Raw genomic sequence first — 20,051 nt, forward strand, 5'->3', positions numbered from 1 at the left:
TGGGTGGGAGGGGGCAATTCGGGTTAGAACCCGAATCGCCACTCACGACCCACCGCACCGACAACGGTGTGACACTGGCCACCTCGACGCGGGAATCCGGTGTCACCACGGGACTCCGCACCCGCGAAGGCGCCCAGCACGGCTTTCAATTCTCGGGCGATTACCCCATCGACGCGGACCTCGCAGGCTGGATCGGCACCCTCGGGCTGATCCCTTGACAAAGCGTTGGACCGACCGCACGATCTCGTCTCATGAACCTGTCTGACAGCCAGACAGCCGGACACGGTGGTCCACGACGCGTCAGCGCGATGGAGGCCGTTCTGGCCCACCTCCGCGGCGCCATCGAGCGCGGCGAGTATCCCGTCGGGGAGAAACTGCCGTCGGAATCCGCGCTCGGCAAGGAGTTCGAGGTCAGCCGCTCAGTCGTCCGCGAAGCACTGCGGGGACTTCAGGCACTCGGGCTGACCGTGTCCAAAACGGGCAAAGGGACCTTCGTGACCGCCACCGGGCCGGTCGAGAACCCGACCTTCGGGACCTACTCGGCCCGTGACCTGTTCGAGGTCCGGCGACATGTCGAGATCCCGGTCGCAGGCTACGCGGCCGTGCGCCGCAGCACCGACGACCTGGATCTGCTCGGTCACCTCGTCGAGCGCATGGACCTCGAAACCGACAACACCGCGTGGGTGGCGCTGGATTCGCTGTTCCACATCACCATCGCCCAGGCCTCGGGCAATCCGGTGTTCGGCAAGGTCATCGAAGAAATCCGGGACGCGCTGGCCCGCCAGTCGTCGTTTCTCAACCAATTGGGTGGCCGTCGGACCCGCTCGAACACCGAGCACCGTGAGATCGTCACCGCCATCGCCGCCGGCTCCGAAGCGGACGCCGTCGCGGCGATGACCTCGCATCTCGAACACGTCGAGACCGCGCTCACCACCATCGTGCGGCCGGGCCATGCCACGCACCAGAACAAGGACGACTGAACTCGTGACCGAACAGACCCTCAGCGCGGACGGCAAATCCGCGCCGGTGCCCGCCGACGCCGGTGACGCCGGCTACGACAAGGCGCTGAAACCCCGCCACGTCAACATGATCGCGATCGGTGGCGCCATCGGCACCGGCCTGTTCCTCGGCGCGGGCGGACGGCTCGCGCAGGCAGGTCCGGCACTCGCGATCGTGTACGCGGTCTGCGGCCTTTTCGCGTTCTTCGTGGTGCGCTCGCTCGGCGAACTCATCCTGTACCGCCCCTCGTCCGGCGCCTTCGTTTCCTACGCCCGGGAATTCATGGGCGAGAAGGGTGCTTTCGTCGCGGGCTGGATGCACTTCCTGAACTGGTCGACCACCGGTATCGCGGATATCACCGCGATCGCGCTGTACGCGCATTTCTGGTCCTTCTTCACGCCGATCCCGCAATGGGTGCTGGCGCTCATCGCGCTCGCGGTGGTGCTGGCCCTGAACATGGTGTCGGTGAAACTGTTCGGCGAGATGGAGTTCTGGTTCGCCATCATCAAGGTCGCCGCGCTGGTGACGTTCATGGGGATCGGGATCTTCCTGCTGGTCACGCAGCAGCCGATCGACGGCACCACGCCGGGCTTCTCGCTGATCTCCGACCACGGCGGGATCTTCCCCGCGGGCCTGCTGCCGATGGTGCTGATCGTCCAGGGTGTCGTGTTCGCCTACGCCTCGGTCGAGCTGGTCGGTGTCGCCGCCGGCGAGACGGAGAACCCGCGCAAGATCATGCCCAAGGCGATCAACTCGATCATGTGGCGGATCGGGATCTTCTACGTCGGCTCGGTGGTCCTGCTGGCGATGCTGATGCCGTGGGACTCCTACTCGAAGAACGAGAGCCCGTTCGTCACCGTGCTCTCGCATATCGGGGTGCCGCAGGCAGGCAACGTGATGAACCTGGTGGTGCTGACCGCGGCACTGTCCAGTCTCAACTCGGGCCTCTACTCCACCGGCCGCATCCTGCGTTCGATGTCGCTGGCCGGATCCGCGCCGAAGTTCACCGGCGTGATGAACAAGAACCACGTGCCCTACGGCGGGATCCTGCTCACTTCCGCGGTCTGCGTGGTCGGTGTCGGCCTGAACGCCGTCGTGCCGAGCCAGGCCTTCGAGATCGTGCTGAACTTCGCCGCCATCGGCATCCTCGGCACCTGGGCGATCATCGTGCTGTCGCATCTGATGTTCGTGCGCAAGGCCAATCGCGGCGAGGTCGAGCGACCGTCGTACCGCCTGCCGTTCTCGCCCTACACCGAGATCGCGACGCTGATCTTCCTCGCCGCGGTCGTGGTGCTGATGGGCTTCGACGAGACCGGCCGGATCACCCTGTACTGCCTGCCGATCATCGGGCTCGCGCTGGTGGCCGGCTGGTTCGGGGTCCGCAAGCGAATCAACATGGACGTCTTCGAAAAGACGAAGCTGTGATCCCCGAGCTCCGCGTTCCCGCTCACGAACCGCTGGTGCACCTCCTCCGCGACGGAATGGTCGAGGGGGTGCACCACGGTTCGGCCGTGGTCCTCGCGCCCGACGGCCGCGTGCTGTTCGCCGCGGGCGACATCGATGCGGCGTTCTATCCGCGTTCGGCGGCGAAGCCCTTGCAGGCAGCGGCGATGGCACGGCTCGGGGTCGAGCTGAGCGCCGCCGGGTTCGCCGTCGGCGCGGCCAGCCACTCCGGCGAGGAGATCCACCTCACCGAGGTGCGCAACACCCTCGACGGTGCCGGGCTCACCGCGGAAGACCTGCGGACACCGGAGGATCTGCCGTTCGATCCGGTCGAGCGCGACGCCTGGATCGCGTCGGGACGGACCGCTTCGAGACTGGCGCACAACTGCTCCGGCAAGCACGCGGCGATGCTCGCGACCTGCCGCCTGCACGAGTGGTCCACAAAGGACTACCTGGATCCCGCCCATCCGTTGCAGCGCGCGATCGCGGAATGCGTCGAGGAGCTGACGGGGCAGCGGATCCCGAAGGTCGCCGTCGACGGCTGCGGCGCTCCCCTGTTCGCGGTTTCTTTGCGCGGTCTCGCCACCGCTGTCGGCAAGATCGCGGCGGCCGCCCCGGGTACACCGGAAGGTCTTGTGGCCGAAGGGATCCGGAAGCATCCGGAACTGGTCGCCGGCACCCGTCGTGACGTCACCGCGCTCATGCGCGCGGTGCCCGGGCTGATCGCCAAGGACGGTTTCGAGGCCGTCCAGGTCGCCGCCCTGCCGGACGGCACGGCGATCGCGATCAAGATCGCCGACGGCGGCGACCGCGCGCGGCGGCCGGTGCTCGCCGCCGCGCTCGCGCTGTGCGGTGTCGATCCGGACGTGCTGGAACCCACCCCCGGCCTACGCGTGACGGGCGCGCTGGCCGAACTCCATCTCGCCGCCTGAGGAGCCTTCGATGCACCGCGTGGAACACGATCTGCTTGGCGACAAGGAAGTCCCCGCCGACGCCTACTGGGGTGTGCACACCGCCCGCGCCAGGGAGAACTTCCCCATCACCGGGACCGCGATCTCCGCGTATCCGCATCTGATCGAGGCGCTCGCCTCGGTCAAGGAGGCCGCCGCCCACGCCAACGCCGACCTCGGCCTGCTGGAGCCGGACGTCGCCGACGCGATCCGCCGGGCCTGCCGCGAAATCCGCGAGGGCGCACTGCACGATCAGTTCGTCGTCGACGTCATCCAGGGTGGAGCGGGCACGTCGACGAACATGAACGCCAACGAGGTGATCGCGAACCGCGCGCTCGAACTGCTCGGGCACGAGAAGGGCGACTACGCCCGCGTGCACCCGAACGAGCACGTGAACCTCGGGCAGTCGACCAACGACGCGTACCCGACCGCGGTCAATGTCGCGACGATCATCGCCGTCCATGAACTGGCCGAGGCGATGGTCGTGCTGGAGCAGGCTTTCGCGGCCAAGGCCGTCGAGTTCCACGATCTGCTGAAGATGGGCCGCACGCAGTTGCAGGACGCGGTCCCGATGACGCTGGGGCAGGAATTCGGGACGTACGCGGTCATGCTCGGCGAAGACCGGCTGCGGCTCACCGAGGCGGTGACGCTGCTGCACGAGATCAACCTCGGCGCGACCGCGATCGGCACCGGCCTCAACGCCGCTCCCGGATACGCCGAGGCCGCCGTCGCACACCTTCGCGAGATCACCGGGCTGCCCGTCGTGACCGCGGCGGACCTCATCGAGGCGACGCAGGACTGCGGGGCGTTCGTGCACCTTTCCGGTGTGCTCAAACGGATCGCGGTGAAGCTTTCGAAGAGCTGTAACGACCTGCGGCTGCTCTCGTCCGGGCCGCGGGCCGGGTTCAACGAGATCAACCTGCCGCCGGTGCAGGCGGGATCGTCGATCATGCCCGGCAAGATCAACCCGGTGATCCCCGAGGTGGTCAACCAGGTCGCGTTCGAGGTCATCGGCAACGACGTCGCCATCACGATGGCGGCCGAGGCCGGGCAGTTGCAGCTCAACGCGTTCGAACCGCTGATCCTGCACTCGCTTTCGGAGAGCATCACGCATCTGCGGTCGGCCTGCCTGGTGCTGGCGCGGCGGTGCGTCTCCGGGATCACCGCGAACGCCGACGTGATGCGAGGCTACGTCGAGAACTCGATCGGGCTGGTGACCGCGCTGAACCCGGCCATCGGGTACGCGGCGGCGACCGAGATCGCCAAGGAGGCCCTCGAGACCGGGCGCGGGGTGGCGGAACTCGTCGTCGAGAAGGGCCTTCTGCCCGCCGAGGAACTGGCGAAGCTGCTGAAGCCGGAGACGCTGGCGCGGCTGTCCTGAGACCCGCGGGGCGGTACCGGGCGGTCCGCCCCGCGCCATGAAAGCGTCCTTCATCGCAAATTTCGCAATGAAGGACGCTTTCATTTCAGGCGGGCGTGGGGTCACGCGCGTACGGTCGTAAGTGGAAGGTGATCCTCCGCACGAAAGGCGGCACTGGCGTGCTCGACCGACTTCTCGACCGGTACCTCGGCCTCCCGCCCGCCGAAGGCCCCGCCCCCTCGGTGACCAAGGGGATCCCCGTCCCGATGCCCGACGGCGTCCGCCTGCTCGCGGATCGCTACGCCGTCCCGGGCGACGAGCCGCGGCCGGTGGTCTTGATCCGCACGCCGTACGGCCGCAAGGGCCTGATGGGCAAGATCTTCGGCGAGACGTTCGCGCGGCACGGGTTGCAGACGGTCCTCCAGAGCACCCGCGGGACCTTCGGCTCCGGTGGCGAGTTCCGGCCGTTCCACCTGGAGAAGGAGGACGGCGTCGCCACCGTCGCCTGGCTGCGCGAGCAGCCGTGGTGCGACGGCCGGGTCGCGATGGCGGGCGCGAGCTACCTCGGCCACACGCAATGGGCTGTCGCGCCGTACCTCGACGAGCCGCTCGAAGCACTGTGTCTCGGCGTCACCGCGTCGGAGTTCGTGTCGACCTTCTATCCCGGCGGGATCCTCGCTGTTGACAACATGGTCTCGTGGTCGGCGCTGATCGGCCGTCAGGAGGGCCGGTTCGCCGGCCTCCCGAATCCCTGGCAGACGAGGAAGACCCGCCGGGCCATGGCCTTTCTGCCGATCTCCGGGGCGGACGTCGCGGCCATCGGCAAGCAGGTGCGGTTCCTCCAGGACGTCACCGGACACGCCGAACCGGGCGACGACTTCTGGGCGCCGTCGGACCACAGCGCCGAGGTCGCCGCGCTGCGGACCCCGGTGACCATGGTGACCGGCTGGTACGACCTGTTCATCTCCGCCCAGCTGCGCGACTTCAAGGAACTCGCCGCGGCCGGACGCGCACCGCGGATCACCATCGGCCCGTGGGCCCACGGCGAACCCGCCAGCCTCAAAACCCTGCTGACCGACCAGATCGGTTTCCTCTCCGCCCACCTCCTCGGCGACCGCGCGCCGCTGAGGCGGTCACCGGTGCGCCTGTACCTCCAGGGCTCCGGACGATGGCTGGACTTCGAAAGCTGGCCGCCCGACTCCGAAGCCACACCGTATTTCCTGCGCCCCGGCAGGCTTTCCCCCGATGCGCCGGTGGAGTCGAAACCGGGCAGGTTCACCTTCGACCCGGCCGACCCGACGCCGACCGTCGGCGGCCCCCTGCTGTCGGGCGTGCAGAAGCAACAGGACAACAAGGACATCGAGGTGCGGCCGGACGTACTGCTCTTCGCCGGTGACGTGCTGAAACGCGACCTCGACGTCATCGGCGAGATCTCCGCGCTGGTACACGTCCGGACCGACATCGGGCACGGCGACGTCTTCGTCCGGCTGTGCGATGTGGACGGTCGCGGTGTCTCCCGCAACGTCACCGACGGCATTCTCCGCCTGCGCCCCGGAATCCCCGAGTCCGATGTGGACGGTGTGGTCGCGGCCGAGGTCCACCTCGACCCGACGGCTTACCGGTTCCGTCGCGGACACCGGCTGCGGTTGCAGGTCGCGGGCGGGGCGTTCCCGCGCTTCGCCCGCAACCACGGCACCGACGAGCCCGTTTTCAGCGCGGTCGACGGGAAACCCGCGCGGTTCGAGATCTTCCACGACCCCGCGCGGCCCTCCCGGATCACGCTGCCGGTGTTCGCGGGCTGAGGCGGCAGTGGGGCCGGCGCTGCGTCAGGCCGGGACCACCCGCTGGTGCGTGGTCAGCCTGCCGTCGTCGTGCAGCACGTGGAACAGCAACGACGGCGGCAGGTCGTAATCGATCGGCCCGCCTTCACTCCACGGCCGGAGGCCGTTCTCCTCCCACGGGAACAGGATGCTGGACCCGACCGAGGGCGCCGAACGCAGCGGCACTCCCGCGAAGATCGTCGACGCTGACGCGTGGACGTGTCCGCAGAGCAAGGCCACCACTCGCGGGTGGCGTGCGAGCAGCTCAGCCAGTTCGTCCTCGCCGTACTGGCGCATGGCGTCCACCAACGGCAGCCCGAGCGGAACCGGCGGATGGTGGAAGGCGATGAAGACGGGGCCGTCGCCGTCACCGAGCACGCGGTCCAGCCAGGCCATGGTCTCGTCGTCGAACTGACCGTCCGGTTTTCCCGGGATGCTCGAATCGGCCATCACGAAGGTGACGTCGCCGACCGTGTGCACCGCGTTGACCGGGGCGTCGTCCGGCGCCTGGCCGAGCAGCCCTTCGCGGAACGGGCCGCGCTTGTCGTGGTTGCCGGGGCAGGTGAACAGCGGGACGTCGGTCTTGAACAGTTCGGCCGCGCGCCGGTACTCCTCGAGCGTGCCGTGGTCGGCGATGTCCCCGGTCACCAGGATCGCGTCGACCGGGGTCGCCAGGTTCTCCAGATACCGCATCACCCGTGCGGTGCGTTCGTCGGCGCGTTCCCCGCCGTCGAGATGGTTGTCACTCAGATGTGCCGTCACGAACATCGTTTCACCCCATGTCTTCCAGATATGCCAACGTTTTCACCCAGTTCCGCACGAGCAGCTCCAACGCCGTCGCGAGGTCGGCGGCGCGGATCGCGCCGGCGATCCGGTAGTGCTCGTCGATACTCTCCCTGGCGCGCTCGGCGCCACCGAAATAGCGCGCGTCGTAGCGTTTCAGCAGCGGCTTCGTCTGCTCGAGCAGGCGCAGCAGATGCGGATTCGTGCACCGCGAGACGAGCAGCGCGTGCCAGCGATCATCCAAAGTGGACAGATCACCCTGCCGCTCGAGCTCCGCGGCCATCTCGTCGGCGATCCGGTCCAGGCCGCCGGTGAGACCGGCGAGGTCCTGCGGCGAGCTCCATCGCAACGCGAGCGACTCCAGCTCCGCGACGAGCGGGTACAGCTGCCGGGCCTCTTCCGGATCGAACGGCGGCACGAGAAAACCACGCCCCGGCGCCGAAACGAGCAGCCCGCGATCGGCGAGCCCGATCAGCGCCTCACGCAACGGTGTCCGGCTGACGCCCAGCTCGCGCGCGAGGTGTACCTCGTTGATGCGGCTGTCCGCGGCGATGCGGCCGTCGAGCACGCGGGCGGTGATCTCCTCCGCTAGGTCGCGCCGGAGCAGGTTCCTCGTCATCGGTGCAGTATTGCATGCAGTTCGGCCGTACTGTATTCAGTTAGACATGACGGACTTCGATGTGAACCGCGCTCGTGCCGAGACGCCGGGCTGCGCGGAAGTGGTCCACCTCAACAACGCCGGATCGTCCCTGCCGCCCGCGCGGGTGACCGACACCGTCGTCGGCTATCTGCGCGAAGAAGCCCTGATCGGCGGGTACGAGCAGGCCGCGGCGACCGTGGAACGGATGAACGGCGTGTACGCCTCGGCCGCACGCCTCGTCGGCGCCGACCCCGAAGACATCGCGCTGACCGACAACGCGACCCGGTCCTGGCAGGCGATCTTCTACGCGCTTCCCTTCGCCGCGGGAGACCGGATCCTGACCGCGAAATCCGAGTACGCGAGCAACGTCATCTCGTTCCTGCAGCTCGCGAAGCGCACCGGCGCCGTCGTCGAGGTGGTCGAGAACGACGAGTCCGGGCAACTGGACGTCGAGGACCTGAAACGCCGTGTCGACGGCGACGTCAAGCTGATCGCCATCTCCCACGTGCCGACCCAGGGCGGACTGGTGAACCCCGCCGAGGAGATCGGCGCGGTCGCACGCGAGGCCGGGATCCCGTTCCTGCTGGACGCTTGCCAGAGCGCCGGCCAGATCGACCTCGACGTCGCGCGCCTCGACTGCGACGCGCTCAGCGTGACCGGCCGCAAGTACCTGCGCGGACCGCGGGGCACCGGGTTCCTCTACGCGCACCCGCGGCTGCGCGAGCGCGTCGAGCCCGCGATGCTCGACCTTCACTCGGCGGCGTGGACGGCGCCCGAAAGCTACGAAGTCGATCCGACCGCGAAGATGTTCGAGGTCTGGGAACGCGATCACGCCGCCCTGCACGGTCTCGGCGCGGCGATCGACTACGCCCTCGAATGGGGCATGCCCGCCATCGAAGCCCGCGTCGCCGCGCTCGCCGCGAAACTGCGCGACGCGCTCCGCGAGGTCCCCGGCGTCCGCGTCCACGACCAAGGCTCGCGGCAGTGCGGGATCGTCACGTTCAGCGTGGCGAAAACGCCGGCACAGGAAGTGAAGAAGCGCCTCGCGGCGAAGAAGATCAACGTCAGCGTCGTCGAAGCGACGTCCGCGCAGTTCGACTTCGCCGCGCGCGGGCTGCCGTCGATGGTCCGGTCTTCGGTGCACTACTTCAACACCGAAGACGACATCGCGCTCCTCGTCGGCGAAGTCGAGAAGCTGGCTTAACGGCTGGAAAGCACGGACTCGGACGGCGGGGCGTACGGAAGCCCCGTCGTCTTCGCGCGAACGCCGATCACCAACGCCTCCCCCAGCAGGCTGACGCCGATCGACAACGTCACCGGCCGCGCGTCGGGATGCGCCCCGGCCGTCGTGGCCAGGAAGCCGATCCCGAAGTTCACCACCAGTGAAAGCACCCACACGCCGAACGTCCAGCCGGTGTAGCGCAGCCACAGCACGCCGTCGCGCTCGAACAGTTTCGTGGTGGCGGCGCGCACCGCTCCGAGACCGCAACCGATCACCGAGCCCAGCACGAGCCAGGCGCCGTCCGTGAAGGTGAAACTTTCCAGCTTGACCAGGCCGTAGACGCCGAAAGCGAGCAGGACCACCGGCGCCCCGAACACCTCGCGGGCGACCAGCGGCTCCCCGCTCAGCCTGCGCACGACGATCACGATCACCACGGCGACCGCCAGCGCGATCAGCAACCAGGTCCGCATGAACTCCCCCTTTGTAGCACGACTGTGCCAAATAAAATAGCAAGGTCGTGCTATAAAGGCAACATGCCGAAGATCGTCGACCCCGGGGCCCGGCGCCTGGAGATAGCCGAAGCCGTCTTCCGGGTGATCCAGCGGGACGGCCTCGCGCAGGCGTCGCTCAGGAGCGTGGCCGACGAGGCCGGGCTCGCGATCGGTTCGGTGCGGCACTACTTCCGGGGCCACGACGAGCTGATCGTGTTCGCCATGCGCGCGCTCGGAGACCGGGTGGAAGCCCGGCTGCTGCGCCATCTCCCCGAACTGCTCGATCCGGAGACCCCACGTTCGCGCCGTCAGGAGCTCACCGAAGCGCTGCTCGGCGAACTGCTTCCGCTCACCGAGCAGACCTGTGCCGAGACCGACGTCTGGCTGGCGTTCTCCGCCGCCGCGAAGTACCGCCCGGATCTCGCTGAGGAAGCCGCGCGGACGCACGCGGGAGTCCGCGCGCTCGTCCGCCGGGTGCTCGAAGGCGCGCGTGGCGCGGGCGGCCTGCTCGACCTCGACCTGGACGTCGAAACCGAACGGCTGGCGGCGTTGCTGGACGGCCTCGCCATGGCGGGCGGGCGGACGCCGCCGGAGCTGATGCGCACGGTGCTCGGACGGCATCTGGAAACCCTGCGACACCCTGGATCGGTGACGAAATGAGCACGTTCTACGAGGTCGCCGCCCAGGACCCCGGCCGCGTCGCGGTGATCGACGTCGACGGGCGCGAGACCACCTTCGGCGAGCTCTCGGCACGCGCGAATCAGCTGACCCATGCCCTGCGGGCGCTCGGCCTCGGCGAAGGCGACGGCGTGCTCGCGATCATCCACAATGGACTCACCTACTACGAGCTCCTGCTGGCGACCCTGCAGGCGGGGATGTACTTCACGCCGGTCAACCATCGGTCCTCGCCCACCGAGATCGCCTACATCGCGGCCAACAGCGGCGCCAAGGTCGTCGTCGCGGACGCGGACATCGCGGCCACGTGCACCGCGGAATTGAAGGGCCTGCACCGGTTTTCGCGTGGTGTGACACCTGGCTGGGCGGACTACGCGGCCTGGGGCGCGGACCTGCCCACCACGACGCCGGAGCGGCGGACCGCGGGCCAGACGATGCTCTACACGTCCGGGACCACAGGGCGCCCCAAAGGCGTGCGACGTGCCCTGTCCGGGCGGCCACCCGCGCTGCACCCGATCCACGCGCACGTGCTCGAACGGCTGGATGTCCTGCCAGGGCACGGCGTGCACCTCGTCGCCTGCCCGCTCTACCACGCGGCGCCGGGCATGTTCTCGACGTCGATCCTGCATCTCGGGCACACACTCGTGCTGATGGACCGGTTCGACGCCGAGGAAACGCTGCGGCTCACGGAAAAGCACCGCGTGACGAGCACGCATCTGGTGCCGACGATGTTCCACCGCATGCTGCGGCTGCCCGAGGACGTCCGCGTACGTTACGACCTGTCGAGCCTGATCTCGGTGATCCACGGTGCCGCGCCATGCCCGCGGGAGGTCAAGGAGCGGATGCTCGCCTGGCTCGGACCGGTGGTCCACGAGTACTACGGCGCGTCCGAGGGCCTGATCACGGCGGTGCGCGCACGCGAATGGCTCGCCGCGCCGGGCACCGTCGGCGAGCCACTGGACGGAGTGCGGGTCAAGGTTCTCGACGACGACGGCGCCGAGCTCTCCGCGGGCGAGACCGGGACGCTCTACTTCAGTTCCGCGCACACGAAATTCGACTATCACGATGATCCGGACAAGACGGCCGCCGCACGCTCCGGGGACTTCGTCACCGTCGGGGACGTCGGCTATCTCGACGCCGCGGACCGGGTGTTCCTTTGCGACCGGCGGACGGATCTCATTCTGTCCGGCGGCGTGAACGTCTACCCCGCCGAGATCGAGGCGCGACTCCTGAGCCATCCCGACGTCGCCGACGTCGCGGTGATCGGGGAACCGGATCCCGAGTGGGGGCAACGGGTCGTCGCCGTCGTGCAACCGGTCGAGGGCGCCGTCGGTGATTCCTTGCTGGCGAAGCGGCTCGAAGAGCATTGCCGAGCCGAGCTCGCCGGGTTCAAGACGCCGCGCCGGTTCGAATTCCGGGAGCGGCTGCCGCGGACCGAAAGCGGGAAGATGCTGCGGCGGACGCTTCGGGCGAAGTGAACAGCCCTTTCGGGCAGCGCCGATCGCGGTACCGTTTTCCCATGCGCCTGCGGTGACACACAACTCGGCCGACTGCGGGCTCGACGGCCTGTACCGGCAGGGCGCCGCCTTCACCGAACCGAGCGACACCGTCCACATCGGACGAAACCTCGGGACGACACCGGTGGTGCTCCAGGTGCTCTACGTGCTACCGCACGGGAGCCCGCTTTCGCAGGACACGGCCTAGGCGCTGTCCTGTAAGTCTGTTCGATGGGCTTCGTGATCCAGGTGGTCCCTGACGGTGCGGGCGGATCGGCCTCGTACCGGGTCGTACTCGGCCGCATCCGCCCGTGCCGTCAGGGACCACCTGGGCGCGAAGACCGCGAACATGACTTACCGGACAGCGCCTAGGCGCCGAACCAGCCTGCCACGTCGAGACGGAAGCCCTCCGAAGGCGCCATCGTGCGAAGGTCGGCTTCGAGCGCGCGAACCCTTTCGACGCCCAGCGCGCCGACCCACTCGTTGCGCAGCTCCTCGAAGATCACCGCGGATCGGCCGAGTGAGTCGAATCCGCGAGCGGTGAGCCGGACGACCTTGCGCCGCGCGTCGGCCGGGTCGTCGGCGCGTTCGACGTAGCCGAGCTGCTCCAGCTTGTCGATGGTCTTGCCCGCCGCCTGCTTGCTGACCCCGAGCCGCCGCCCGATCTCGCTCGCCGTCGCGCCGTGGCGGCCGATCGCCTGCATGGCGAAGCCGTACGCCGGGCGGACGTCGGGATGTCCCTGCTCGGCCAGCTCGGCGTGCATCCGGTCGATGATCGAGCGGAAGCCCGCGAACAGCAGGAGCGGCAGCTCGAACCCCGGTGGGTCGGAAACCTGCTTGCGCCGTTCGACAACCTGGTTTACCTTTTCGTCAACCACGTTGACCATCCTAAGGGGCTGCCTTGTTCACCGATCACACCGTCGAAACCGCGCCCGAAGCCTCGCGTCGCTCGATGGAGGCGACCATCCGGAAGTTCGGCCACCTCCCCACCGCCGTCGCCCGTCAGGCGTCGTCACCGGAACTGCTCGACGGATTCCTGAAGCTCAGCGCGAGTTTCGAGCGGACGACGCTCGAACCCCTCGCGCGGGAGACGGTCGTGATGACCGTGGCGACCCGCAACGGCTGCGAGGTGTGCGTCGAGATCCACACCGGCAAGCTGAAGGGCCTGCACGCGGACGACGACATCATCGCGGCGCTTCGCTCGCAGGAGCCCGTGCCCGACGAGCGGCTGGAAGCCGTCCGGCAGTTCACGCTCGCGGTGCTCGAAACCGCCGGCGGCGTGGACGACGACACCCTGCGGACCTTCTTCGAGTACGGCTACACCGAGCGGAACGCCCTCGAAGTCGTCATGGGCATCGGGGCCTACACGATGTCGACCCTGGCGAACCGGCTCATCCGCGCCTAGTCGCTCTGCGTGATCACCCCTCGTGACCTGGATCACTCCAATGGCCGCCGATCTTGATGTATCTGGGCAGTCCCGACCGTCTCCTGTCTTGTGCAGCCGAAAGTTCGCCACCCGCGGCGCGGCGCACCGGCGGTCTGGCCTGCCGAGGGGGCAGACCAGACCGCCGAAAAACCGAAAACGTTCCACAGGTGTTGGGGGTACGCGAAGGCCCTCTTCCCGCGACTGAGTCACGGGAAGAGGGCCTTCGCGTGTCTTCTTCCGCAATTAGTCACCTACTTGCGTCAGACCTCGAGGGCCCAACGCACGTACCGCATCGTCGGCGCGAAGCCCGCCTTCTCGAAGACCCCGAACGCCCCGGCGGGATCCGCGGAGTCCACGGTCGAACTCGCGCGGTCGTATCCCTGATCGGCGGCGACCCGCAACGCGTGCCCCATCAACGCGCCGGCGACGCCTCGCCGCCGGTACTCCCGAAGCGTTCCGATGACCATGAAGTGCGCGTCGCGAACGCCGGTGGCCTCCGTGTCGGCGTCCCAGCACATCGTCACCAGCATCCCCACCGCGGAGCCCGCCGCACGGAGGGAGGAAGCTGACCTCGGGCCGGAAAGTCTGGTTGGTGATCTTGTTCCGCCAGAGATCGACGGGCATCGGCACGGCACCCCAGTAGTCCCGGTACGCCTCGTTCCGGACCGCCCGGAAGTCCTCGTCGTTCCGCTCCGGCCACGGCTCGACCCGGAATCCGTCAGCGATCGCCAAACCGTCCAAGGCGCCGAGCGAGTGCTCCATGCGCTGGAAGTAGCGCACCGGCACGAAACCCCTGGACCGGACGAGTTCGGCCAGGCCCTGGATGCGCTCCGGCCGATTGACGTCGACCGCGAGCTTCGCCGACGGGTGATGCAGCGCGTGCACCACCTTGGCCGCCGCTACTCCCGCATCGACGAGCGCGCCGCCGATCCCCCTCCGGCGACACCCGGGATGCACTCCGCCGTGTAGTTCTCGCCGATCCGTCGACGGTCTCCATGGCGTTGAGGAGGTCGGCCGACGCCTGGGCGTCCCGCAGGGTGAGCGGCCGCCACATGAGGTCGTGCATTCGGCCGAAGGTAGCGCCGCGCGTGCGGCCTGTCGCGGGGTTTCGGTGGGCGCAGTAGGGATCGAACCTACGACCGCTCGGGTGTAAACCGAGTGCTCTCCCGCTGAGCTATGCGCCCGGGAGGTGGCACCCGCGCACGGGTGCCACCGGTGAAGACTCAGGCCAGCGAGGCCACGGCCTTCTTCCACGCCTGCTGGTCACGCGCCTCGCCGGGCTGGTTGACCTCGGCGAACCGCACGATGCCGTCCTTGTCGATCAGGAAGGTGCCGCGGGTGGCCAGGCCGGCCGTCTCGTTGAAGACGCCGTAGGCCTTCGCGACCTCACCGTGCGGCCAGAAGTCCGAAAGCAGCGGGAACTGGTAGCCCTCCTGCTCGGCCCACGCCTTGAGCGAGAACGGGGTGTCCACGGACACGCCGACGACCTGGACGCCCTGGCCGTCGTAGTCCGCGAACTCGTCACGGAGCTGGCACAGTTCGCCGGTGCAGATGCCGCTGAACGCGAACGGGTAGAACACGAGCAGGACCGGCTTCTCGCCCTGGAAGGACGACAGCTTCACGGCCTGCTTGTTGTAGTCGTTGAGCGTGAAGTCCGGGGCTTGCGTTCCGACCTCGACGGCCATACCGGCGGTTTCCTCTCAAGAGCGAACAGGGGCCTGCGACGACAACCCTATCGTGTCGCTCGCGCGGCTCCTGAGGTCACCGCTTGGTCTTCGACGACTTCGGCGACACCAGCCGGGTACCCGCCCACTTGGGGCCGGCGCTGATGTTGGCCGTCTGCGCCAATCCCACCTGCGGCACCGCTTCGGCGATCTCGCTCGGCTGGACGTGTCCTGGCTGCCCCGTCTTCGGGGTCAGCACCCAGATCACGCCGTTCTCGTTCAAGGGGGTCCGGACCTCGATCAGCGTGTCGCCGAGATCACCGTCGTCTTCGCGCCACCACAGCAGCACAACGTCGATGACCTCGTCGGCGTCCTCGTCGAGGATGTCGCCGCCGATCTGCTCCTCGATCGCCGCACGAAGATCGTCATCGACGTCCTCGTCCCAGCCGATCTCCTGGACCACCATGTCCGGCTTGATCCCAAGCCTTTCGGCGACGCTGTTCTGATCAGCGTCTCCCGCGGCGACCACTGCTGTCACTCCTCCAACTACGACGGAGCGTGGTGTCGCCACGGCCGGATCGACCGGGCGGGCACCACACTCGGGTACACGATGCCCGTTAGCGAACACTGGTGAGGCGCTGCGCGCAACCGTCCACACCGGATCTTGAACAACTCGTGTCGCAGCGTACGGACATTCGGACCACTCGTGCGAGGTCAATTCAGGCGCGCCTGGGCGCCTCCGAACGCCCTGCTCTAGGGTGGGAGAGAAAACGCGCGCGCGAATACAGGCGCGTGCGAGGCGTGTCGCAATCGGGTCCGCGAACGTTACCGATCAGTAGCGGTGACGAGAACGGAACCGGAGGACGACGATGGAAAGCGAACACGCCCGCGTACGAGCACAACCAGCTACCACCTTTTGCAAGGAGACCCCTTGGCCCCGCAGAACGACGGCGCCTCCGGCAAGGAGACCCCGGCACGCGTCCGCGTCATCCGTGACGGCTTGGCGGCGCACCTGCCCGACATCGACCCGGAGGAGACCGCCGAATGGCTGGACTCCTTCGACGAGGCGCTGGCCAGGGGTGGTCAGCAGCGCGCCAGGTACCTGATGCTGCGCATCCTCGAGCGGGCCAGGGAACGCCACGTCGGCGTTCCGGCGCTGACGTCGACGGACTACGTCAACACCATCCCCACCGAGAACGAACCCTGGTTCCCCGGTGACGAGGAGATCGAGCGCCGCTACCGCGCCTACATCCGGTGGAACGCCGCGATCATGGTGCACCGCGCGCAGCGTCCGGGCGTCGGTGTCGGCGGGCACATCTCGACCTACGGCTCGTCCGCGGCGCTGTACGAAGTGGGCTTCAACCACTTCTTCCGCGGCAAGGACCACTCGGGCGGCGGCGACCAGATCTTCATCCAGGGACACGCCTCCCCCGGCATCTACGCCCGCGCGTTCCTCGAGGGCAGGCTGAGCGAGAACCAGCTGGACGGGTTCCGCCAGGAGTACTCGCACGCCGGCGAGGGCGGCGGCCTGCCGTCGTACCCGCACCCGCGGCTGATGCCGGAGTTCTGGGAGAACCCGACCGTGTCCATGGGCCTCGGCCCGATGAACGCGATCTACCAGGCGCGGTTCAACCGCTACCTGCGCGATCGCGGCATCAAGGACACCAGCGACCAGCACGTCTGGGCGTTCCTCGGCGACGGCGAGATGGACGAGCCGGAATCGCGCGGCCTCATCCACGTGGCCGCCGGCGAAGGCCTCGACAACCTGACCTTCGTGATCAACTGCAACCTGCAGCGGCTCGACGGTCCGGTGCGCGGCAACGGCAAGATCATCCAGGAGCTGGAGTCGTACTTCCGCGGCGCCGGCTGGAACGTCATCAAGGTCATCTGGGGCCGCGAGTGGGACTCGCTGCTGCACGCCGACCGTGACGGCGCGCTGGTCAACCTGATGAACACCACGCCGGACGGCGACTTCCAGACCTACAAGGCCAACGACGGCGCCTTCGTCCGCGAGCACTTCTTCGGCCGCGACCCGCGGACCAAGGAGCTGGTCAAGGACCTCACCGACGCCGACGTCTGGAACCTCAAGCGTGGCGGCCACGACTACCGCAAGGTCTACGCGGCCTACAAGTCGTCGCTGGAGCACCACGGCCAGCCGACGGTGATCCTGGCCCACACCATCAAGGGTTACGGCCTCGGGCCGTCCTTCGAGGGCCGCAACGCCACGCACCAGATGAAGAAGCTCACCCTCGACGACCTCAAGCTGTTCCGGGACGCCCAGCGCATCCCGATCAGCGACGAGGAACTCGAGCGCGACCCGAAGCTCCCGCCGTACTACCACCCCGGCAAGGAATCGCCGGAGATCGAGTACATGATCGGCCGCCGCAAGGCGCTCGGCGGGTTCCTGCCGGAGCGTCGCCCGAAGGCCTCGAAGGCCCTCGTGCTGCCCGGCGACAAGGTCTACGAAGGCATCCGCAAGGGCTCGGGCAAGCAGGAGGTCGCCACCACGATGGCGTTCGTCCGGCTCGTCCGCGAGCTGGCGAAGGACTCCGAGATCGGCAAGCGGATCGTGCCGATCATCCCGGACGAGGCACGCACCTTCGGCCTCGACTCGATGTTCCCGACGGCCAAGATCTACAACCCGCACGGCCAGACGTACACGTCGGTCGACGCGAGCCTGATGCTGGCCTACAAGGAGTCCGAAAAGGGCGTCATCCTGCACGAGGGCATCAACGAGGCGGGGTCCACCGCGTCGTTCACCGCCGTCGGCACCTCGTACGCCACGCACGGCGAGCCGATGATCCCGATCTACATCTTCTACTCGATGTTCGGGTTCCAGCGGACCGGTGACGGCCTCTACGCGGCGGCGGACCAGATGGCCCGCGGGTTCGTGCTCGGCGCCACCGCCGGCCGCACCACGCTGACCGGTGAGGGCCTGCAGCACGCCGACGGGCATTCGCTGCTGCTGGCGGCGACCAACCCGGCCGTCGTGGCCTACGACGCGGCGTGGTCGTTCGAGATCGCCCACATCGTGCGGGACGGTCTGCGCCGGATGTACGGCGAGACCGGGCCGGACGGCAACGGCGAGAACATCTTCTACTACATGACGATCTACAACGAGCCCTACCAGCAGCCCGCCGAGCCGGAGAACCTCGACGTCGACGGCCTGCTGAAGGGTCTGTACCGCTACGCCGACGCCCCGGCGGGCGACGGTCCGGAGGCGCAGATCCTGGTGTCCGGCGTCACCATGCCGGACGCTCTTCGCGCGCAGCAGATGCTCGCCGAGGAGTGGGGCGTACGCGCGGCCGTGTGGTCGGCGACGTCGTGGACCGAGCTGCGGCGTGAGGCCGTCGAGGTCGACCACGACAACCTGCTCCACCCGGGCGACTCCCCGCGTGTGCCGTACATCACGCAGAAGCTGTCCGGCGCGAACGGGCCGGTGGTCGCGGTTTCGGACTGGATGCGCGCCGTACCGGACCTCATCCGCCCGTGGGTGCCGAACGACATGCTGACGCTGGGCACCGACGGGTTCGGGTTCTCCGACACCCGTCCGGCCGCCCGGCGGAAGTTCCTGGTCGACGCTCAGTCGATCGTGGTCGGCACGCTGAGCGCGCTCTCCAAGCGCGGCGAGTTCGACCGGGCGAAGGTGGCCGAGGCGGCGCGGAAGTACCGCCTCGACGACGTCGCCGCCGCGGGTCCGCAGTTGTCGGACTCCGGCAGCGCCTGACGCTGAGATGAAGGGGCCTTTCATTGCAAAATTTGCGATGAAAGGCCCCTTCATTGCGCCTGGCGGCGAAGCGGTTAGGGTTATACATCGGATGTTTCTGGGGGTAAGCGGAGAGGGTGAGTGAGTGTGACCAAGCGTCGACTGCCGAAGCCGAGTGAGCTGAAGCAGATCCTGCGGCCGAAGCCGATCGTCCTCAACCCCACCGAACGGCGGCTGGCGGGCGCGCACACGATCGCCGACCTGCGGATGCTCGCCCGCAAGCGGACGCCGCGGGCGGCGTTCGACTACACCGACGGCGCCGCGGAGCTGGAGGACAGCCTCCGCCGTGCCCGGCAAGCCTTCCGCAGCGTCGAATTCCACCCCAACGTCCTGCGCGGAGTGTCCGATGTGGACACCGGCAAGGAGATCCTCGGCAAGCGTTCGGAGCTGCCGTTCGCGTTCGCGCCGACCGGGTTCACGCGCATGATGAACCACGAGGGCGAGTCCGCGGTGGCCCGCGTCGCCCAGCGCAACGGTATCCCGATGGGCCTGTCGACGATGGCGACGACGTCGATCGAAGACCTCGCGGCGGCCGCCCCGGAGGCCCGCAAGTGGTTCCAGCTCTACGTCTGGCGCGACCACAAAGCAGGCGAAGATCTGATGAATCGCGCCTGGGCCGCCGGATTCGACACGCTCATGCTGACGGTGGACACCCCGGTCGCGGGCGCGCGGCTGCGCGACGTCCGCAACGGGCTGACCATCCCGCCCGCGCTCACCCTCAAGACGTTCGTCGACGGCGCGATGCATCCGGCGTGGTGGTTCAACCTGCTGACCACCGAGCCGCTGACCTTCGCGTCGCTGAGCCAGTTCGACGGCACGGTCGCCGAATTGCTCAACCAGCTCTTCGACCCGACCTTGAACTTCGACGACCTCGACTGGGTCCGCCAGACCTGGCCGGGCAAGCTCGTGGTCAAGGGGATCCAGAACGTCGACGACGCGCGTGACGTGGTCAAGCACGGCGCCGACGCGGTGCTGTTGTCCAATCACGGCGGCCGTCAGCTCGACCGCGCGCCGACCCCGATCGAACTGCTGCCCGCCGTGCTCGACGAGATCCAGGGCGACGCGGAGGTGTGGGTCGACACCGGCATCCTCTCCGGTGGCGACATCGTGGCCGCGATCGCGCGCGGCGCCGACGCGGTGCTCATCGGGCGCGCGTTCCTCTACGGCCTGATGGCCGGGGGCGAGCGCGGTGTTCAGCGGTGCGTGGACATCCTGCGCGCCGAGATGGTCCGGACGATGCAGCTGCTGGGCGTGCGCACCCTCGCCGACCTCAAGCCGTCACACGCCACCATGCGCTGACTCCCTCGCGATTCGGC

20 protein-coding genes, 1 tRNA gene and 1 pseudogene are annotated in these 20,051 nt (G+C 68.3%); 14 read left to right on the forward strand and 8 right to left on the reverse strand.

Annotation, left to right across the window (positions count from 1 at the left end):
* The 6 genes and pseudogenes from DL991_RS42985 to DL991_RS22865 form a co-directional block, all read left to right on the forward strand.
* Positions 1-218, forward strand: a pseudogene (locus DL991_RS42985) (hypothetical protein); the annotation flags it as partial.
* A gap of 90 nt (positions 219-308) precedes the next feature.
* Positions 309-980: a FadR/GntR family transcriptional regulator gene (locus DL991_RS22845; protein ID WP_125786919.1), complete on the forward strand. Its 672-nt coding sequence runs from the start codon at positions 309-311 to the stop codon at positions 978-980.
* A gap of 4 nt (positions 981-984) precedes the next feature.
* Complete coding sequence (locus DL991_RS22850; RefSeq protein ID WP_125786395.1) at positions 985-2,424, forward strand: amino acid permease; 1,440 nt, start codon at positions 985-987, stop codon at positions 2,422-2,424.
* Positions 2,421-3,374: an asparaginase gene (locus DL991_RS22855; protein WP_125786396.1), complete on the forward strand. Its 954-nt coding sequence runs from the start codon at positions 2,421-2,423 to the stop codon at positions 3,372-3,374. Before DL991_RS22850 ends, DL991_RS22855 begins: the two co-directional genes overlap by 4 nt.
* A gap of 10 nt (positions 3,375-3,384) precedes the next feature.
* Positions 3,385-4,773, forward strand: coding sequence for an aspartate ammonia-lyase (gene aspA, locus DL991_RS22860; RefSeq protein ID WP_125786397.1), 1,389 nt, complete (start codon positions 3,385-3,387; stop codon positions 4,771-4,773).
* Between the two features lie 158 nt (positions 4,774-4,931).
* Entirely contained in the window at positions 4,932-6,554 is a 1,623-nt protein-coding gene (locus tag DL991_RS22865) for a CocE/NonD family hydrolase (RefSeq protein ID WP_125786398.1), read from the forward strand.
* 24 nt (positions 6,555-6,578) lie between these two features.
* Here the strand turns inward: DL991_RS22865 and DL991_RS22870 are convergent, their stop codons facing one another.
* Together DL991_RS22870 and DL991_RS22875 are read right to left on the reverse strand one after the other, a co-directional pair.
* Positions 6,579-7,340, reverse strand: a complete 762-nt coding sequence (locus DL991_RS22870) for a phosphodiesterase (protein ID WP_125786399.1) — start codon at positions 7,338-7,340, stop codon at positions 6,579-6,581.
* Positions 7,341-7,344: 4 nt separating this feature from the next.
* Positions 7,345-7,974 carry a GntR family transcriptional regulator gene (locus DL991_RS22875; RefSeq protein WP_125786400.1) on the reverse strand — a complete coding sequence of 210 codons (630 nt, stop codon included), beginning with the start codon at positions 7,972-7,974 and terminating at the stop codon, positions 7,345-7,347.
* A 46-nt stretch (positions 7,975-8,020) separates the two neighbouring features.
* On the opposite strand from DL991_RS22875, the gene DL991_RS22880 reads away from it, so the two are divergent.
* Entirely contained in the window at positions 8,021-9,199 is a 1,179-nt protein-coding gene (locus DL991_RS22880) for an aminotransferase class V-fold PLP-dependent enzyme (protein ID WP_125786401.1), read from the forward strand.
* Here the strand turns inward: DL991_RS22880 and DL991_RS22885 are convergent.
* Positions 9,196-9,687: a DUF1453 domain-containing protein gene (locus DL991_RS22885; RefSeq protein ID WP_125786402.1), complete on the reverse strand. Its 492-nt coding sequence runs from the start codon at positions 9,685-9,687 to the stop codon at positions 9,196-9,198. The genes DL991_RS22880 and DL991_RS22885 overlap by 4 nt on opposite strands.
* 63 nt (positions 9,688-9,750) lie before the next feature.
* On the opposite strand from DL991_RS22885, the gene DL991_RS22890 reads away from it, so the two are divergent.
* From DL991_RS22890 to DL991_RS22900, 3 genes are read left to right on the forward strand one after another with little or no spacing between them, the layout of a single operon-like run.
* Positions 9,751-10,368, forward strand: coding sequence for a TetR/AcrR family transcriptional regulator (locus DL991_RS22890; protein ID WP_125786403.1), 618 nt, complete (start codon positions 9,751-9,753; stop codon positions 10,366-10,368).
* Positions 10,365-11,861, forward strand: a complete 1,497-nt coding sequence (locus DL991_RS22895) for an AMP-binding protein (RefSeq protein ID WP_125786404.1) — start codon at positions 10,365-10,367, stop codon at positions 11,859-11,861. Before DL991_RS22890 ends, DL991_RS22895 begins: the two co-directional genes overlap by 4 nt.
* A 52-nt stretch (positions 11,862-11,913) precedes the next feature.
* Positions 11,914-12,087: a hypothetical protein gene (locus DL991_RS22900; RefSeq protein ID WP_233598944.1), complete on the forward strand. Its 174-nt coding sequence runs from the start codon at positions 11,914-11,916 to the stop codon at positions 12,085-12,087.
* A 160-nt stretch (positions 12,088-12,247) separates the two neighbouring features.
* On the opposite strand, the gene DL991_RS22905 is transcribed toward DL991_RS22900, so the two are convergent.
* Complete coding sequence (locus DL991_RS22905; protein WP_125786405.1) at positions 12,248-12,766, reverse strand: MarR family winged helix-turn-helix transcriptional regulator; 519 nt, start codon at positions 12,764-12,766, stop codon at positions 12,248-12,250.
* Positions 12,767-12,780: 14 nt separating this feature from the next.
* Between DL991_RS22905 and DL991_RS22910 the strand changes: the two genes are divergently transcribed.
* Complete coding sequence (locus tag DL991_RS22910) at positions 12,781-13,284, forward strand: carboxymuconolactone decarboxylase family protein (RefSeq protein WP_125786406.1); 504 nt, start codon at positions 12,781-12,783, stop codon at positions 13,282-13,284.
* 281 nt (positions 13,285-13,565) lie between these two features.
* Here the strand turns inward: DL991_RS22910 and DL991_RS43400 are convergent, their stop codons facing one another.
* Entirely contained in the window at positions 13,566-13,823 is a 258-nt protein-coding gene (locus tag DL991_RS43400; protein WP_233598945.1) for a GNAT family N-acetyltransferase, read from the reverse strand.
* Here DL991_RS43400 and DL991_RS43405 point away from each other — a divergent pair.
* The gene (locus DL991_RS43405; RefSeq protein ID WP_233598946.1) at positions 13,804-14,274 is read left to right on the forward strand and encodes a hypothetical protein; all 471 of its coding nucleotides are present in this window, start codon (positions 13,804-13,806) and stop codon (positions 14,272-14,274) included. The genes DL991_RS43400 and DL991_RS43405 overlap by 20 nt on opposite strands.
* 143 nt (positions 14,275-14,417) lie before the next feature.
* Here DL991_RS43405 and DL991_RS22920 read toward each other — a convergent pair.
* From DL991_RS22920 to DL991_RS22930, 3 genes are all read right to left on the reverse strand, one after another.
* A tRNA-Val gene (locus DL991_RS22920) sits at positions 14,418-14,489 on the reverse strand.
* A gap of 39 nt (positions 14,490-14,528) precedes the next feature.
* The gene (locus tag DL991_RS22925) at positions 14,529-14,990 is read right to left on the reverse strand and encodes a peroxiredoxin (RefSeq protein ID WP_125786407.1); all 462 of its coding nucleotides are present in this window, start codon (positions 14,988-14,990) and stop codon (positions 14,529-14,531) included.
* A gap of 76 nt (positions 14,991-15,066) precedes the next feature.
* Positions 15,067-15,498: a DUF3052 domain-containing protein gene (locus DL991_RS22930; RefSeq protein ID WP_125786920.1), complete on the reverse strand. Its 432-nt coding sequence runs from the start codon at positions 15,496-15,498 to the stop codon at positions 15,067-15,069.
* A gap of 402 nt (positions 15,499-15,900) precedes the next feature.
* Between DL991_RS22930 and aceE the strand changes: the two genes are divergently transcribed.
* Together aceE and DL991_RS22940 are read left to right on the forward strand one after the other, a co-directional pair.
* On the forward strand, positions 15,901-18,696 hold the full coding sequence (aceE, locus tag DL991_RS22935) for a pyruvate dehydrogenase (acetyl-transferring), homodimeric type (RefSeq protein WP_125786408.1): 2,796 nt from the start codon (positions 15,901-15,903) through the stop codon (positions 18,694-18,696).
* A 126-nt stretch (positions 18,697-18,822) separates the two neighbouring features.
* Entirely contained in the window at positions 18,823-20,034 is a 1,212-nt protein-coding gene (locus DL991_RS22940) for an alpha-hydroxy acid oxidase (RefSeq protein WP_037342403.1), read from the forward strand.
* Positions 20,035-20,051: the final 17 nt, after the last annotated feature.

This window comes from Amycolatopsis sp. WAC 01375 (assembly GCF_003947325.1).
GTDB lineage: Bacteria > Actinomycetota > Actinomycetes > Mycobacteriales > Pseudonocardiaceae > Amycolatopsis.

Excerpts from the sequence above, each read along its gene's own strand:
- DL991_RS22845 (WP_125786919.1), top strand. The coding sequence starts at position 309 with ATGGAGGCCGTTCTGGCCCACCTCCGCGGCGCCATCGAGCGCGGCGAG.
- DL991_RS22925 (WP_125786407.1), bottom strand. The coding sequence starts at position 14,990 with ATGGCCGTCGAGGTCGGAACGCAAGCCCCGGACTTCACGCTCAACGAC.
- DL991_RS22895 (WP_125786404.1), top strand. The coding sequence starts at position 10,365 with ATGAGCACGTTCTACGAGGTCGCCGCCCAGGACCCCGGCCGCGTCGCG.
- DL991_RS22870 (WP_125786399.1), bottom strand. The coding sequence starts at position 7,340 with ATGTTCGTGACGGCACATCTGAGTGACAACCATCTCGACGGCGGGGAA.
- DL991_RS22875 (WP_125786400.1), bottom strand. The coding sequence starts at position 7,974 with ATGACGAGGAACCTGCTCCGGCGCGACCTAGCGGAGGAGATCACCGCC.
- DL991_RS22885 (WP_125786402.1), bottom strand. The coding sequence starts at position 9,687 with ATGCGGACCTGGTTGCTGATCGCGCTGGCGGTCGCCGTGGTGATCGTG.
- aspA (WP_125786397.1), top strand. The coding sequence starts at position 3,385 with ATGCACCGCGTGGAACACGATCTGCTTGGCGACAAGGAAGTCCCCGCC.
- DL991_RS43400 (WP_233598945.1), bottom strand. The coding sequence starts at position 13,823 with ATGTGCTGGGACGCCGACACGGAGGCCACCGGCGTTCGCGACGCGCAC.
- DL991_RS22890 (WP_125786403.1), top strand. The coding sequence starts at position 9,751 with ATGCCGAAGATCGTCGACCCCGGGGCCCGGCGCCTGGAGATAGCCGAA.
- DL991_RS22905 (WP_125786405.1), bottom strand. The coding sequence starts at position 12,766 with ATGGTCAACGTGGTTGACGAAAAGGTAAACCAGGTTGTCGAACGGCGC.
- DL991_RS22880 (WP_125786401.1), top strand. The coding sequence starts at position 8,021 with ATGACGGACTTCGATGTGAACCGCGCTCGTGCCGAGACGCCGGGCTGC.